Source organism: Daejeonella sp. (genome assembly GCF_049655485.1).
Lineage (GTDB): Bacteria > Bacteroidota > Bacteroidia > Sphingobacteriales > Sphingobacteriaceae > Daejeonella.
In genome coordinates this window covers 14,321-28,118 of sequence record NZ_JBASJU010000026.1, presented here as the reverse complement: position 1 = coordinate 28,118, position 13,798 = coordinate 14,321, and the positions used below count along the sequence as shown (strand labels likewise).

Here is a 13,798-nt window from a genome sequence, read left to right as displayed (position 1 = left end):
ACTAAAATATTATCGGTTTCTAAGGAAACGCTTGATCGGTTTGGAGCCGTAAGTGAAGAAACTATTTTAGAAATGGCTAATGGGGCTAATATGAATTTCAATTCAGATTATTCTATCGCCATTAGCGGTGTCGCAGGCCCCGACGGAGGGACAGAAGAAAAGCCCGTGGGTACCATTTGGGTCGGGATTGCTGGTAAAAAGAAAACAATTTCTAAGAAATTTCAATTTGGCAGCAAAAGGATTCAGAATATTGAAAGATCTGCGGTAAATGCACTTTTTATGCTTCACAAGTTAATGAAAGAAGAACAGGAGCAGTGAAGATGCCTGAAAAAGCTTAATTTTGCAATTTAATAACCAATTGATAAATCAATTTATGGCCAGATACGAATTAGTGCTACCTAAGATGGGAGAAAGTGTAGCCGAAGCTACTATCATTAAATGGATAAAACAACCCGGTGACATGATAGATATAGATGAATCTGTTCTAGAGATCGCTACGGATAAAGTAGATTCCGATGTACCTTCGCCGGTTGCAGGAAAACTTATTGAAACTCTTTTTAATGTTGATGATGTTGTCCAGGTAGGGGCTCCAATAGCTATAATTGAAACGGGCGGTTCAGGAAATGATAGAGAAATAACAACTGAGAGTAAAGAACCAGCCACGGTAGAAAAAGAATTAAATTCTGAACAATCATCTGCAAATCGGGCCGAAGTCCAGAGCAAAAGTGCTCAACCAGTTTCTGAACGAAATATCATAAGTAATACTAACAGGTTTTACTCGCCACTTGTAAAAAGCATGGCAGTTGAAGAAGGTATAGATGTATCAGAACTTGATTCAATAACAGGTTCAGGATCTGAAGGCCGGGTTACCAAGCAGGATGTTCTGGATTATATCAGTAAAAAGGATTCCAAATCGTCAACGCAAGTGGCAGAAAATAGGGGGGCTTCTAAATCTTTAACGACAGCGCAACCCGCACCTGCAATTAAACCGCTTGCTACTGAAGCGAAATCTCCAGCGGCAATATCCTTGTCTGCAGGCGACGAAATCATTGAGATGGATCGCATGCGCAAGCTTATAGCTGAACATATGGTAATGAGTAAGCACACTTCACCTCACGTAACATCTTTCGTAGAGGCTGACGTGACGAATATAGTACAATGGAGAGAGCGAGTTAAAACTGATTTTGAGAAAAGAGAAGGGGAGAAGATAACTTTTACTCCAATCTTCATGGAAGCAGTTGCAAAAGCGATTAAAGATCTTCCAATGATTAACATATCTGTACAGGGAACTCAGATTATAAAGAAACGAGATATTAATATTGGAATGGCTGCAGCCTTGCCTTCAGGTAATCTGATTGTTCCGGTTATTAAAAATGCAGATCAATTAAATCTGGTTGGATTAACTAAGGCCGTTAATGACCTCGCGAACCGCGCACGGAAATCACAATTGAAACCTGACGATACAGCTGGAGGAACTTTCACTTTAACTAATGTTGGTACTTTTGGTAATGTAATGGGAACTCCAATTATCAATCAGCCTCAAGTTGCTGTAATGGCGGTTGGAGCTATTCAGAAAAAGCCAGCAGTCCTTGAAACTGAATATGGAGATGTTATAGCGATCAGACATATGATGTTCCTGTCCTTGTCCTATGACCATAGGGTAGTTGATGGAGCATTGGGAGGATCTTTCGTGCGTAAGGTTGCTGATTACCTGGAGGCATGGGATGTTAATCGAGTAATTTAATTCCAAAAATCCAGGTCAAAGTATGAAACAATCAAGGATATTTTTCGTCTGCCTTTTATTTTTGCAATGTCTTAGCATTGCAAGTTTCGCCCAGCAGAGGGCACCATTCTTTAATGAAATTGAAACTTTCAAAAAACAGGACCTTGTTAACCCGCCGCCAAAGAATGGCATTGTGTTCGTTGGAAGCTCCTCTTTTAATCTTTGGCCTAAGATTCAGGCCTATTTTCCAGGTTACAAAATTATCAATCGCGGTTTTGGGGGATCCAGTTTGCCTGATGTGATCCGATACGCTCCGGATATCATTATCCCATACAAACCCAAGCAAGTTGTAATTTATTGCGGTGAAAACGACTTTATGGCGGATGGGGTGACGGCTGAAATTGTCTTAGACAGGTTTACCACTTTGTTTGAGATACTACGCGAGAACCTGCCTAAAACTCATATCTTGTTTGTTTCTATTAAACCTAGTCCCAGCCGCTTAAAGTATTTACCTGAAATGGTAAAAGCGAATTCGATGATAAAAGACTATTTAGAGAATTACCGCAGGACAGATTACGTCGATGTCTATTCAAAAATGCTGCTTGCAGATGGAACACCTATGCCAGAAATTTTTAAATCTGACAAGTTACATATGAACGAAAATGGTTACGCTATCTGGCAAAAAGCAATTAAGCCTTATCTTAAGAAATAGTCTGGGCTTGTTCGACCTTTATCCTTGCATTTTCGTTAAATTTTTCTGTTAAGGCAGCTGCTTGTGCAATAAATGCGCCGTCATTTTCAATTAAATCTTTCTTAGCAATGAGCTCAGAAATTTTTATACCACCAAGTATGTATTTTGATTCAACACTTGCGTGTTTCTCTGAAATAAAATCGAAGTTTAGCTGCTCAATTAGGTCATCACTTTTATATCTGATATAGATAGGTAGCACATGGTTGTTCTGAAGTTTCAGCTCGGAGTTTCCATGATATTTTTTGTACTCATACCTATAGTCATATCGCAAAGCCGCAATATCAGAAAGTACAGCCGAGCCGGTGGGATGCCCGCCAGCGCCTTTGCCATAAAATAATTGCTGATCAGAAAATGCTGCTTTGACAGAAACAGCATTGTATTCGTTTTCAACATTATACAGAAATTCACTTTTTGGAACCAGTCGCGGAATAACGTATAATGCAATTTCATTTTCATTTAGTTTCTTCGCCGTAGGGACTAACTTTATCTTAAGCTTATGCTCCTTAGCGAAGTGAAGGTCGGCAATGGAGAAGTTTTGAATCCCCACATTTAACACTTCCTCGGGTTTGACAAAGGTTCCATAGGCATGTGCAGCGGCAATCAAAAGCTTGAATTTTGCATCATAACCTCCTACATCCAGCAATGGATCAGTTTCTGCGAAACCAAGATCCTGGGCTTGTTTTAGTGCATCGGCATATTCAAGTCCTTCATTTGCTATTTTCGAAAGTATAAAATTTGAAGATCCATTAAATATTCCGCTGACTGAATGAAGCAATTCATTATCATAGTATTCTTCAAGATTCCTGATTATAGGAATGCTTCCACAAACCGCGCCTTCATATAATAGTGAGGTTCCATATTCCCGCTGAATCGCGACAAGTTCGTCCAGGTGCTCCGCGATCATTTTCTTATTTGCTGATACAACATTTTTCCCGCTTTTTAATGCGGTGGATGTGATTTCAAAAGCAGCATCTGCATCATTAATCAATTCAACTACGGTATTGATCTCACTATCATTTAGGATTTCTGATGCATCAGTGGAAAATAAATCCTCTGGAAGACTTCTAGATTTCGAGGAATCCTTTATTACGATTTTTCTAATTTCAATATTAAGGTCCTTGGTACTAATTATATCATGCAGGCCTTGCCCTACAACTCCAAACCCGAATAGGCCTATTGTTAATCTTTTACTCATTTAAGCAATTTTATGTAAGCTGATCACTTGATTGTCAGTTTCTGAGGCATTTATGAATGTGCCGATTTCTTTTGTAAGGACTTCAGTTTCTATAAGAAAGCCGTCATGCCCGTAAAATGAGTTTAACTCAGCGAAATAAGCACCTGGAATATTCTTGGCAAGAAACTGCTGTTCTGCTAATGGAAACAAAACATCATTTACGATGCCTATAACAAGAGTTTTAGCCTGAATTTGACGGAGTGCGTCAATAACCGATGCCCTGCCTCTTCCTACGTTATGACTGTCCATAGCTTTCGTTAAATACCAGTAGCTAAAAGCATTAAAGCGATTAACTAATTTCTCGCCCTGGTAATTTTGATAAGATGAAGCTTTAAAATCGCGGGTTTTGTCATTCCCAACTTCTAATTGAGTTGCACCATATGTATCGTAACTTCTATAAGAAAGGAGTGCAATACTACGGGCAACTTTCAGCCCTTTATTTCCGCCGGTTTGGGTCTGAGAGTAGAAAGTTCGATCTGCAGTTATGGCCAGTCTCTGGCTTTCATTAAAAGCGATACCCCAGGCCGAATGCTGTGCATTTGCAGCTATGACCACTAGTTTTTTTATTCTTTTGGGCTCAAGAATAGCCCATTCCATAGCTTGTTGCCCGCCTAGAGATCCACCAATCAACAAGCCGATTTCCGGCAAATTAAGATGATCGGCAAGTATACGATGGGCAGCTGCAAGATCTCTAACTGTGAATTCCGGAAATGAAAGATAATAAGGGAGGCCGGTCACTTTATTAATGCTAAGTGGATTTGTTGTACCGTAATGGGACCCTAAAACATTTGCACAAATAATAAAGTGTTCTTTGGGATTAAATAGGCAATTATCGCCAAAGAGCCCTTTCCACCAATCCAAAACATCAGAATTTGCAGTTAAAGCGTGGCAGACCCAAATAACATTATTTTTCTTTGCATTCAGCGACCCATAAGTATGATAAACGATCTGTAGATCGTTTATCTTTTTGCCGCTTTCAAGCTTGAATACCTTTTTCTGTCGGTATATATTCTCTGTGTTCATTATTAGTTTCGACTCTTGCTAAATTATAATCTATTTAATTGCTGCGAATGCTTGTTCCAGATCAGATTTTATATCGTCAATATGTTCGATGCCGACTGATACGCGAAGCGATGAAGCTTTTACACCAGCCGCAGCTTGTTCATCATCAGAAAGCTGCTGATGGGTAGTAGCAGAGGGTTGAATTATCAAAGTTTTTGTGTCTCCAACATTTGCCAGGTGACTTATAAGTTTTAGATTATCAACAAATTTTGTAGCTGCTTCTTTTCCGCCCTTCACTTCGAAGGATAGAACTGCTCCGAAACCATTTCTGAGATACTTCTTCGCTTTTTCATGAGTTGGGCTGCTTGGCAGGCCCGGGTATTCAACTTTGTCTACCTGAGGATGATTTTCCAGCCATTTTGCCAGTTCAAGGGCATTATCAACATGTCGTTGAACGCGCAGCGATAATGTTTCTAATCCTTGTAATAAAAGAAAAGAGTTGAATGGTGATTGTGAAGGCCCGAAATCACGCAAACCTTCTACACGTGCCCGTATTATGAATTGAATATTTCCAAAGGGTCCGCTGGCACCAAACACATCACTAAAAACAAGGCCGTGATATCCTTCCGAAGGTTCAGAGAACTGTGGGAACTTCCCATTTCCCCAATTATAATTACCGCCATCAACTATCACACCTCCAATGCTGGTTCCGTGGCCGCCAATCCATTTGGTAGCTGATTCAACCACAATATTTGCACCATGATCAAGCGGGCGGAAAAGATAACCTGCTGCACCGAATGTGTTGTCGACTATAAGTGGGAGATCATGTTTTTTCGCTATTGCAGAAATCTTTTCGAAATCTGGTACACTGAAGCTTGGATTTCCAATAGTCTCCAGGTAAATCGCTTTCGTTTTATCATCAATTAGGGATTCTATACTGGCGGGATCATCTCCTTTAGCAAAACGGGCTTCGATTCCAAGCCTTTTAAATGATACTTTAAATTGATTGTAAGATCCTCCATAAAGAAAAGAGGATGTGACAAAGTTGTCTCCCGACTGCAAAATATTACTTAGCGCTATAAATTGTGCTGCCTGACCGGACGCAACTGCTAAAGCAGCAACTCCACCTTCCAGGGCCGCAACGCGTTTTTCAAAAACGTCTGTTGTAGGGTTCATTATCCGGGTGTAGATATTCCCGAACTCTTTTAATGCAAACAGGTTTGCACCGTGCTCTGAGCTATTAAAAGCAAAGGATGTAGTTTGATAAATTGGAACAGCACGTGATCCTGTAGTTGGATCAATTTCCTGTCCGGCATGTAATTGTAATGTTTCAAATTTTAAATTTTCTTGAGACATAATCTATAATTTTTTTGGTGTGAATCGTTCATGGGATATTTGACCTATTGCATAAAAGACCGGAGATGATTTAAATCAATTGGTCATAAACAACAACAGGTCTAGAGCATTCGGAAGGAACAACAGGCTTGTAGAGTACAAATTTGTTGAGCTTCGAAAATAATGCTTTCCACTCTGGAAAATACAGGAGCTGTAATGTTTTCTCTTTTCATTCTTATAAATTTATATTTCCCTTTTGGGACAGGAATTGGCACCTTCCCCGAATGTCGGGGGGTTGTCAGTGGGTCATAGAGCCTGATCTCTCGCCACTTCTGTATAAATCAATAAACAAGAGCTTATTGAAGACAGATTGGTATTGCTACCAAATAATATTTCAAATATATACCGAAAGATACATTGAAACCAAATTTAATTTTAAAATTATTATAATTATTTGATAATCAGCTGATTGAGTGGAGGGCGTTTTCTAAGTCCTGGATAAGGTCTGTGACATTTTCGATTCCAATTGAAACCCGCAGTAAATTTTGTGGTGTGCGGGTTGCTGGTCCTTCCACCGAAGCCCTGTGTTCAACAAGACTTTCTACACCTCCGAGGCTGGTTGCCTGAGTAATAATCTGTAGATTATTTACCACTTTAAGTGCCTCAGCAGCGCCGCCTTTCACTTGAAACGAAAGCATACCTCCAAATGAACTCATCTGCTGACGAGCTATTTCATGACCCGGATGCGTTTCTAATCCAGGATAAAATACTCTTTCAACAAGTGGGCTTTTGTTCAGAAAATCCGCTATTTGCATAGCATTCTCATTATGGCCACGCATTCTGTACGGAAGTGTTTTTATACCTCTAACAGTCATGTAGCAATCGAAAGGTGATGGAACCGCCCCGGCAAGTACTTGTATAGCTCTGATCTTTTCCCAATGCGGGTTTATTTCACCAGTAACAAGAACCCCACCCAGAACATCACTATGTCCACTAAGATACTTTGTAGTCGAATGCATTACAAAATCACATCCAAGTGATAAGGGCGACTGGAATACGGGTGTGCTAAATGTATTATCACATACCACCTTAATATTATAGGGCTTAGCTATTTGTACCAATGCCTTTATATCACAAATTTTTAGCAGTGGGTTCGATGGGGTCTCAAGCCAAATAGCTCTGGTTTCTAGACGAATTAAATCCTTCACAGCTTTCAGATCCGACATATCTACGAAGTCGACATTCAAAATACCTTCGAAAACTTGAAGTATCTGATTACGTAAACCATGGTACATATCATCGGGCGCAATAATATGTGCGCCGGCACCTAATGATTGGAAAAACGCAGCGGCCGCAGCATTGCCCGAAGAAAATGCACATGCATCGGCACCGTGTTCCAACTTTGCTATTACATTTTCAAGTGATTTTCTGTTTGGGTTATCCATCCTTGTATAGATATAACCCTGTGGATAACTAAGGTCTTCCGCGCGTTGAAATGTAGTCGATAATGATATCGGTTGAATGACAGCTTTAGAAAATTCGTCTATTTTGTTTCCTGCGTGGATGGCAATGGTTTCTATCTTCATTTTTATACTTCAATTGATTGGACCCTAAATAAAATTTGAGTGTATATCCTGGGAGCGCAATTTACAATTACCTGTTGATATTACTAAATAACAATAATCAACGAGGCAGGGACTGATATATCTTATAACTCAACGTATTTTTATAGGGTTTTACAAGGAAATGATATGGATCCGGACGGCATGTCGTATTTTTGCATAAATAAAACTGAATGAACTCTGAATTAAGTCTCAATATCCTTTTAGCCGACAAAAACCTTTCTGCCGAATTAAGGGCTGTAGCGGAAAAGGTCAAATCTGATACACGTATTTCCTTCGAAGATGGTGTTTTGCTATTTGAGAAAGCTGATCTAGGTTTTCTTGGGATATTAGCTAATTACATCCGCGAAAAGCGGCACGGTGCTAAGACTTATTTTAATCGTAATTTCCATATTGAACCAACCAATCTCTGCGTTTACGATTGCAAATTTTGTTCATACTCGGTATTGATTAAGGAACGTTCGGATGGTTGGGAATTTACCATGCAGGATATGCTTGATATTGTCAAGCGATATGATAACCAGCCGGTAACTGAAGTTCATATTGTAGGAGGGGTTCTTCCTCAATATGATGTGACATTTTATTCGGAATTATTTCGGGCAATTCATAATCATCGCCCTGATTTGCATGTTAAAGCTTTAACCCCTGTTGAATACCATTATATTTTCAAAAAGGCGAAAATAGATTATGCAACTGGCATGAAGTTAATGAAAGAAGCCGGACTTGATTCTATTCCCGGGGGCGGCGCAGAAATATTTCATCCTGATGTCCGATCCCGGATTGCAAAAGATAAATGTACCGGAGAACAGTGGCTCCAAATACATGAAGAGTGGCATAAGCTCGGGATGAGGTCAAATGCAACGATGCTATATGGCCATATTGAGGAATATTGGCATAGGGTGGATCATATGGAGAAGCTAAGAGAACTGCAGGACAAGACAGGCGGTTTCCAGACTTTCATACCATTAAAATTCAGAAACCAGGATAATCAAATGTCAGACATTCCCGAAGTTTCCGTTATAGAGGATTTAAGGAATTATGCTATTTCCCGCATTTACCTGGATAATTTTGACCACATAAAAGCATATTGGGCAATGATTAGTAGGAATACTGCTCAGCTCTCCCTCAATTTTGGCGTTGATGATATCGATGGTACCCTTGACGACACGACAAAGATTTATTCTATGGCCGGCGCAGAAGAGCAACACCCCGCCATGACGACGAAAGAATTAGTCGACTTAATCAAGAATGTTGGGAGACATCCTATTGAACGAGATACACTATATAATGTGATTACCGATTTTGATGATTATCAATTTCCCGAAGAAGACAAACCCAAGTTTTATAAATTACCAGTTCTGAATTGAAGAAAACATTATACATCATACGTCACGGAGAAACGGATCTTAATAAAAGGGGAGTAGTGCAAGGCCGTGGAATGGATACAGACTTAAACAATCTGGGAAGAGAACAAGCCGAGGCTTTTTATCAGGCATATAAAGATGTTAATTTTGATAAAATCTACACGTCGACGTTAAAACGGACGCATCAGACCGTTAAAAAATTCATAGAAAATAACATTCCATGGACTCAGTTTCCCGGGCTTGATGAGTTAGGCTGGGGTATTCACGAAGGGATGGAAAGCAATGACCAAATTAAATATGAATTCGCTACGGTATTAAGTAAATGGACATCGGGGGAACTGCATCATAAATTCGAAGGGGGGGAAAGTCCCCTGGAAGTGAAAGAACGGCAATTAGCTGTTCTGGAACTATTGATAGAGGAAAACGAAGATGAGAATATCCTCATATGTATGCATGGACGGGCTTTGCGTCTGTTCCTTTGCTTATTAACCGATCAGCCCCTTTCGGAGATGGATTTGTTTCCACATTCCAATACCACACTCTACAAAGTTGAATATGATGGAATAAGATTCCATATCGTCGATTTCAATGATACCAATCATTTAAAAGCTCTTCAGATTGACTTGCAATAAAATAAGGATTTCCGCAGTTTCCTATACGAATACCAAACCATTTGTCTATGGACTCATGCATTCCGGAATATTAGCTCAGGTGGATTTGAGCTTAGATATTCCTTCAGAATGCGCTTATAAACTAATTCATAATCAAGTAGATATAGGGTTAGTTCCAGTAGCAGCCTTATTGCACATTCCTGGATACCAAATCATTTCCAATTACTGTATCGGGGCGACCGGTCCCGTTGATTCCGTATTTATTTTCAGCGATAAGCCGATAGAGGAAGTCCGCACCATCAGTTTAGATGAGCAGTCGAAAACTTCCAACAACCTTGCCCGGGTATTGCTGAAGAATTACTGGAAAGTAGAACCCCGGGTGCTAAACGAAGGAGAAGCAGACGCATTTGTGCAGATCGGCGATCGGACTTTTGGCAAAAAAGGGCAGTACGCCTACACGTACGATTTAGCCGCAGAATGGCAGAAGTTCACCGGACTGCCTTTCGTTTTTGCCGTATGGGCTGCAAACAAAGAAATTCCGGAGACTTTTCTTGCAGCCTTTAATACTGCTTTAAGACACGGGCTGGATCATCGCAAGGAGGTAATTGCAGGAATACCAGCTATGGATAAATTTGATATTGGTGATTATTTGCTGCACAAAATAGATTATGATCTGGATGCAAAAAAGCTCAAAGCGCTGAATTTATTTCACCGCTTGATTACTGAGCTTCAACCCTAGATTAGAGCCTGCTAAGAACCAGCCGAATCGCTTTGTCGACAACAGCAGCTGGGTTTGATGAAAACTCAAGTTTAGTCCGGCTGGCCAATATGGCGTTTACCGATAAGGCTTTATGACCTAAGACTCTTGCTAAAGCATAAATGCCAGCTGTTTCCATTTCCAGATTAGTTAAGCGAAAATTTCCTGAACTGAATGCGGCAAAGTGATCGATCAGGTGAGGAACAGTAGTTTTCGCGCGAACTTCACGTCCCTGCGGAGCATAAAATCCAGGTGCAGTTACCGTTATCCCTCGCTGAAGGTCCTTACCAACGACATCCATAAGGGTTTTATCAGCCGCAGTTAAATAAGGTGAAATTCCTTTAACATGTTCGAAGTGCGACTTCAATGCGTCCAACAGCTCATGTTCGTCGCCTGAAATGGCGTGAACATAATAGCTCATCAATGCATCCATTCCCAGGGCGTACTCTGAAACCAATAAGGTATCCATTGGGATGTCGTTTTGTATCGAACCAGAAGTACCGATCCGTATAATATTCAGGCTTTTTAAGGTGCTGTTTACTAAGCGGGTATTAAAATCTATATTAACCAGGGCATCGAGCTCATTGAGAACGATGTCGATGTTATCGGTTCCAATGCCAGTAGAAAGAACCGTGATCCGCTTTATTCCGATATAGCCGGTATGAGTAATGAATTCCCGTTTTCCTTTTCGCAATTCGATACGATCGAAATACTTGCTGACATCTCGAACCCGGTCCTGGTCACCTACTGTGATAATGGTATCTGCAATATCTTCAGGCAATAAATTAAGATGGTAAACGCTGCCGTCTTCATTAATTATTAGATCGGTTTCTGAGATGGATTTCATTTGTAAATTAGATGTTAAGGAATATTAATCGTGTAAAAATAAAAAAAGATGAGCCCTTATTAGGTGCTCATCTTTTTTCTAGTAAATATTTGTATTTCTTCTTGTGTGATAATTCCAATTACTTTTTAGGCTTCACATATGTTTCCAGCCAGTTATCCTGCTCCCAAAGCATATGCAAAATGTTTTCTTTACCTCTATAACTGTGCGCTTCATAAGGTAGGAAGGCAAATCTTACCGTTCCGCCAGCACCTTTTATCGCAGAAAATAAACGCTCACTGTTGATAGGATAGGTTCCTGTATTATCATCACTATCACCATGTATCAATAAAATTGGAGTCTTTATTTTATCTGCGTAACTAAACGGACTCATGTCGTAATACAGTTGAGGAGCTTGCCAATAGGTTCGTTCTTCATTTTGAAATCCGAATGGAGTCAGGGTGCGGTTATAAGCGCCGCTTCGTGCAATTCCTGCAACAAATAAATTGGTATGAGCCAGAAGATTCGCCGTCATAAATGCACCGTAACTGTGTCCGCCAACAGCCATTCTCTTTCTATCGCTCACGCCCATATCAGCCAGTTTTCCAATAGCTGCTTCCGCATTCAGTTTCAACTGCTCCACAAAAGTATCATTTGGACGTTTTTCTCCCTGTGCTACAATTGGCATCTCCGCATTATCTAATACAGCATAGCCTCTGGTTACCCAAAACACAGGGCTGGCCCAGCTAAGTGTAGTAAATCTGTTTTCCGAACCACGAACCTGTGCGGCATCAGCCGCGGAATTAAACTCTCTTGGATAAGCCCAAATGATAGTTGGTAAAGGTCCGTCTTTAGCTTTATCATAACCTTTTGGAAGATATAAATCGCCAGTTAAGTCGATGCCGTCAGCTCTTTTGTAAAACACTTTTTCTTTTGTTACGCCTTCTAACCCAGGATATGGATTAGTAAAATTCGTTACTGCAACATCAGGAGTGTTTGCTGTTAAGTTTTTGAGGTAATAATTAGGGACATCTTTTTGACCTTCTTTTCTGGTTAATAAAATTAGTTTAACCGGATCAATTACATCGCTCACAAACTCATAAGTTCCTTCGGCACTTCTCCAAAGAATCTCATTTGTTTTTGTAGCCAGGTCGAATTTTGCTAAATAAGGCAAATCACCCTTCTGGGATGCCCCAACAGGATTATTCATCAACATTTTGGTATTGTTATCTACCAGGGTAATGACTTGTCTGCCATACTTATTTTTCGTTGTAACCGGACTTCCAAAACTGCCATACGCGTCGGTCTGGTTTCTTGTGTAGAGCTCTGCTAAGATGCCTGTTGACGGGTTATATGTGCTTACTTTCGTTGTTTGTTTACTCCTCAGACCTTCGTTTACTAAAGCTATATTTTCATTACCCCATTGAACACCTCTGTAACGTGTAACTGTTTTGAAGAGTTCTTTTTCTGAGCCGGTAAAAGGCGCACTTAATGCGTAAACAGCATCATGAAAAGGTACGTCAGTTTTAATTAAACCGCCATCTAAAGGCTTTGCCCATGTAATTGTCGCGGGTTCGTCATCTCTCCAATCAAAACTCCTTGGAACGTTCTGTAAATTATCATAGCCCGAAGGAGTGCCTTCACGGGATGGTAGTTCCGCAATAACCTTTACTACTTTTCCCATTAAATCCTGAATAGCTACTGTAGTTGGAAAGCCACCTGCAGTAACTAAATAGGAGAACGGCTTTTTGATAGTACTTACTAACAGGTATTTTTTATCCGGAGATAAACTAACAGAAGAATAAATTGAAGGTTTACCGATTGGAGATTCTACCCCTGCTGTATTTTTCACCAGCTGGGAAGTTCCATAAAAAGCAAATAAACTTTCGTCGTACGGAGATTTAATTAAATCCTGATAAGTAGGACTTGGTGCAGCTTTTCCTAAATTCTGCTGTACTGTCGGCCCTTTCGGTTTTAAAGGCTTTTGTGGTGCCATACTTGCAGGCTGCAGTATCGTTCTATAAAGAACAGTCTGATCATTCAACCAAGTAATCCCACTACCCAAAACCACATTTAAGTGCTGCTTATTAATTTTCGCGGCCTTTTTCGTAGCGACATCAATCATATATAAATCAACACCTTTCGCAGTAGTATTAGTGAAGACAATTTTATTTTCTGAAGGATTCCAGCTCACACTGCCTGCCAGAAGTGGTTGTGGTAGCCCGCTTACCTGAAAACTCTGTTTGGTTTTAAAATTTTGAAGTGTAAAATTATTTATAAAAGACTGCCGACTAGGTGAAAAATTATTCGGGTTGATACGTAATCCAGCTATTCTGTATTCTGGCAAAGCCAATTCTTCAACTGAAGGGTAGGAGTTTCTCTCGCTAAATAATATCCACTCGGCTTTCCCATCCATGCTGATCGATGGGGTTGGTTTTGCAAGCAAAAGATCGGAGATTTCTTTAGGGGGTACCCTATAACTTACATCATCTTGTGCGTATGATAAAGTTGTTGAAAGGCTGGCTCCGATTAAAAAATAAATGAAGGTTTTCTTAATCATAAATGTGATTTTAATT

General features: G+C 40.1%; 12 protein-coding genes and 1 riboswitch. Of the genes, 6 read left to right on the top strand and 6 right to left on the bottom strand.

Going from position 1 to position 13,798, the window contains the following annotated elements; translation table 11 throughout:
* The 3 genes from WBJ10_RS01355 to WBJ10_RS01345 form a co-directional block, all read left to right on the top strand.
* Positions 1 to 318: CinA family protein (locus tag WBJ10_RS01355; protein ID WP_424287763.1), on the top strand; the 318-nt coding region annotated here is incomplete at its 5' end.
* A 55-nt stretch (positions 319 to 373) separates the two neighbouring features.
* Complete coding sequence (locus WBJ10_RS01350) at positions 374 to 1,744, top strand: dihydrolipoamide acetyltransferase family protein (RefSeq protein ID WP_424287762.1); 1,371 nt, start codon at positions 374 to 376, stop codon at positions 1,742 to 1,744.
* 22 nt (positions 1,745 to 1,766) lie between these two features.
* Positions 1,767 to 2,435, top strand: a complete 669-nt coding sequence (locus WBJ10_RS01345; RefSeq protein WP_424287761.1) for an SGNH/GDSL hydrolase family protein — start codon at positions 1,767 to 1,769, stop codon at positions 2,433 to 2,435.
* Here WBJ10_RS01345 and WBJ10_RS01340 read toward each other — a convergent pair.
* The 4 genes from WBJ10_RS01340 to WBJ10_RS01325 all read right to left on the bottom strand — a co-directional run bounded on the left by WBJ10_RS01340 (position 2,425) and on the right by WBJ10_RS01325 (position 7,631).
* A complete protein-coding gene (locus WBJ10_RS01340; RefSeq protein WP_424287760.1) occupies positions 2,425 to 3,669 on the bottom strand; it encodes a homoserine dehydrogenase in 1,245 nt (414 codons plus the stop codon). The genes WBJ10_RS01345 and WBJ10_RS01340 overlap by 11 nt on opposite strands.
* Positions 3,670 to 4,731 carry a homoserine O-acetyltransferase family protein gene (locus tag WBJ10_RS01335; RefSeq protein ID WP_424287759.1) on the bottom strand — a complete coding sequence of 354 codons (1,062 nt, stop codon included), beginning with the start codon at positions 4,729 to 4,731 and terminating at the stop codon, positions 3,670 to 3,672.
* Positions 4,732 to 4,761: 30 nt separating this feature from the next.
* On the bottom strand, positions 4,762 to 6,066 hold the full coding sequence (locus WBJ10_RS01330) for an O-acetylhomoserine aminocarboxypropyltransferase/cysteine synthase family protein (protein ID WP_424287758.1): 1,305 nt from the start codon (positions 6,064 to 6,066) through the stop codon (positions 4,762 to 4,764).
* Positions 6,067 to 6,285: 219 nt separating this feature from the next.
* A riboswitch (SAM riboswitch) is annotated at positions 6,286 to 6,388 on the bottom strand.
* A gap of 118 nt (positions 6,389 to 6,506) precedes the next feature.
* The gene (locus tag WBJ10_RS01325; protein WP_424287757.1) at positions 6,507 to 7,631 is read right to left on the bottom strand and encodes a trans-sulfuration enzyme family protein; all 1,125 of its coding nucleotides are present in this window, start codon (positions 7,629 to 7,631) and stop codon (positions 6,507 to 6,509) included.
* Positions 7,632 to 7,840: 209 nt separating this feature from the next.
* On the opposite strand from WBJ10_RS01325, the gene mqnE reads away from it, so the two are divergent.
* Genes mqnE through WBJ10_RS01310 form a run of 3 tightly spaced genes read left to right on the top strand, consistent with a single transcriptional unit; the run spans position 7,841 to position 10,381 of the window.
* Positions 7,841 to 9,034 carry an aminofutalosine synthase MqnE gene (gene mqnE, locus WBJ10_RS01320; protein ID WP_424287756.1) on the top strand — a complete coding sequence of 398 codons (1,194 nt, stop codon included), beginning with the start codon at positions 7,841 to 7,843 and terminating at the stop codon, positions 9,032 to 9,034.
* Complete coding sequence (locus WBJ10_RS01315; protein ID WP_424287755.1) at positions 9,031 to 9,663, top strand: histidine phosphatase family protein; 633 nt, start codon at positions 9,031 to 9,033, stop codon at positions 9,661 to 9,663. Before mqnE ends, WBJ10_RS01315 begins: the two co-directional genes overlap by 4 nt.
* Positions 9,650 to 10,381: a menaquinone biosynthetic enzyme MqnA/MqnD family protein gene (locus tag WBJ10_RS01310; protein ID WP_424287754.1), complete on the top strand. Its 732-nt coding sequence runs from the start codon at positions 9,650 to 9,652 to the stop codon at positions 10,379 to 10,381. Before WBJ10_RS01315 ends, WBJ10_RS01310 begins: the two co-directional genes overlap by 14 nt.
* A 1-nt stretch (position 10,382) precedes the next feature.
* On the opposite strand, the gene WBJ10_RS01305 is transcribed toward WBJ10_RS01310, so the two are convergent.
* Both WBJ10_RS01305 and WBJ10_RS01300 read right to left on the bottom strand, forming a co-directional pair.
* Entirely contained in the window at positions 10,383 to 11,246 is an 864-nt protein-coding gene (locus tag WBJ10_RS01305) for a nucleoside phosphorylase (protein WP_424287753.1), read from the bottom strand.
* Positions 11,247 to 11,364: 118 nt separating this feature from the next.
* Positions 11,365 to 13,782, bottom strand: a complete 2,418-nt coding sequence (locus WBJ10_RS01300) for an alpha/beta hydrolase family protein (protein WP_424287752.1) — start codon at positions 13,780 to 13,782, stop codon at positions 11,365 to 11,367.
* Between the last annotated feature and the right edge of the window lie 16 nt (positions 13,783 to 13,798).

Excerpts from the sequence above, each read along its gene's own strand:
- WBJ10_RS01350 (WP_424287762.1), top strand. The coding sequence starts at position 374 with ATGGCCAGATACGAATTAGTGCTACCTAAGATGGGAGAAAGTGTAGCC.
- WBJ10_RS01345 (WP_424287761.1), top strand. The coding sequence starts at position 1,767 with ATGAAACAATCAAGGATATTTTTCGTCTGCCTTTTATTTTTGCAATGT.
- WBJ10_RS01340 (WP_424287760.1), bottom strand. The coding sequence starts at position 3,669 with ATGAGTAAAAGATTAACAATAGGCCTATTCGGGTTTGGAGTTGTAGGG.
- WBJ10_RS01335 (WP_424287759.1), bottom strand. The coding sequence starts at position 4,731 with ATGAACACAGAGAATATATACCGACAGAAAAAGGTATTCAAGCTTGAA.
- WBJ10_RS01330 (WP_424287758.1), bottom strand. The coding sequence starts at position 6,066 with ATGTCTCAAGAAAATTTAAAATTTGAAACATTACAATTACATGCCGGA.
- WBJ10_RS01325 (WP_424287757.1), bottom strand. The coding sequence starts at position 7,631 with ATGAAGATAGAAACCATTGCCATCCACGCAGGAAACAAAATAGACGAA.
- mqnE (WP_424287756.1), top strand. The coding sequence starts at position 7,841 with ATGAACTCTGAATTAAGTCTCAATATCCTTTTAGCCGACAAAAACCTT.
- WBJ10_RS01305 (WP_424287753.1), bottom strand. The coding sequence starts at position 11,246 with ATGAAATCCATCTCAGAAACCGATCTAATAATTAATGAAGACGGCAGC.
- WBJ10_RS01300 (WP_424287752.1), bottom strand. The coding sequence starts at position 13,782 with ATGATTAAGAAAACCTTCATTTATTTTTTAATCGGAGCCAGCCTTTCA.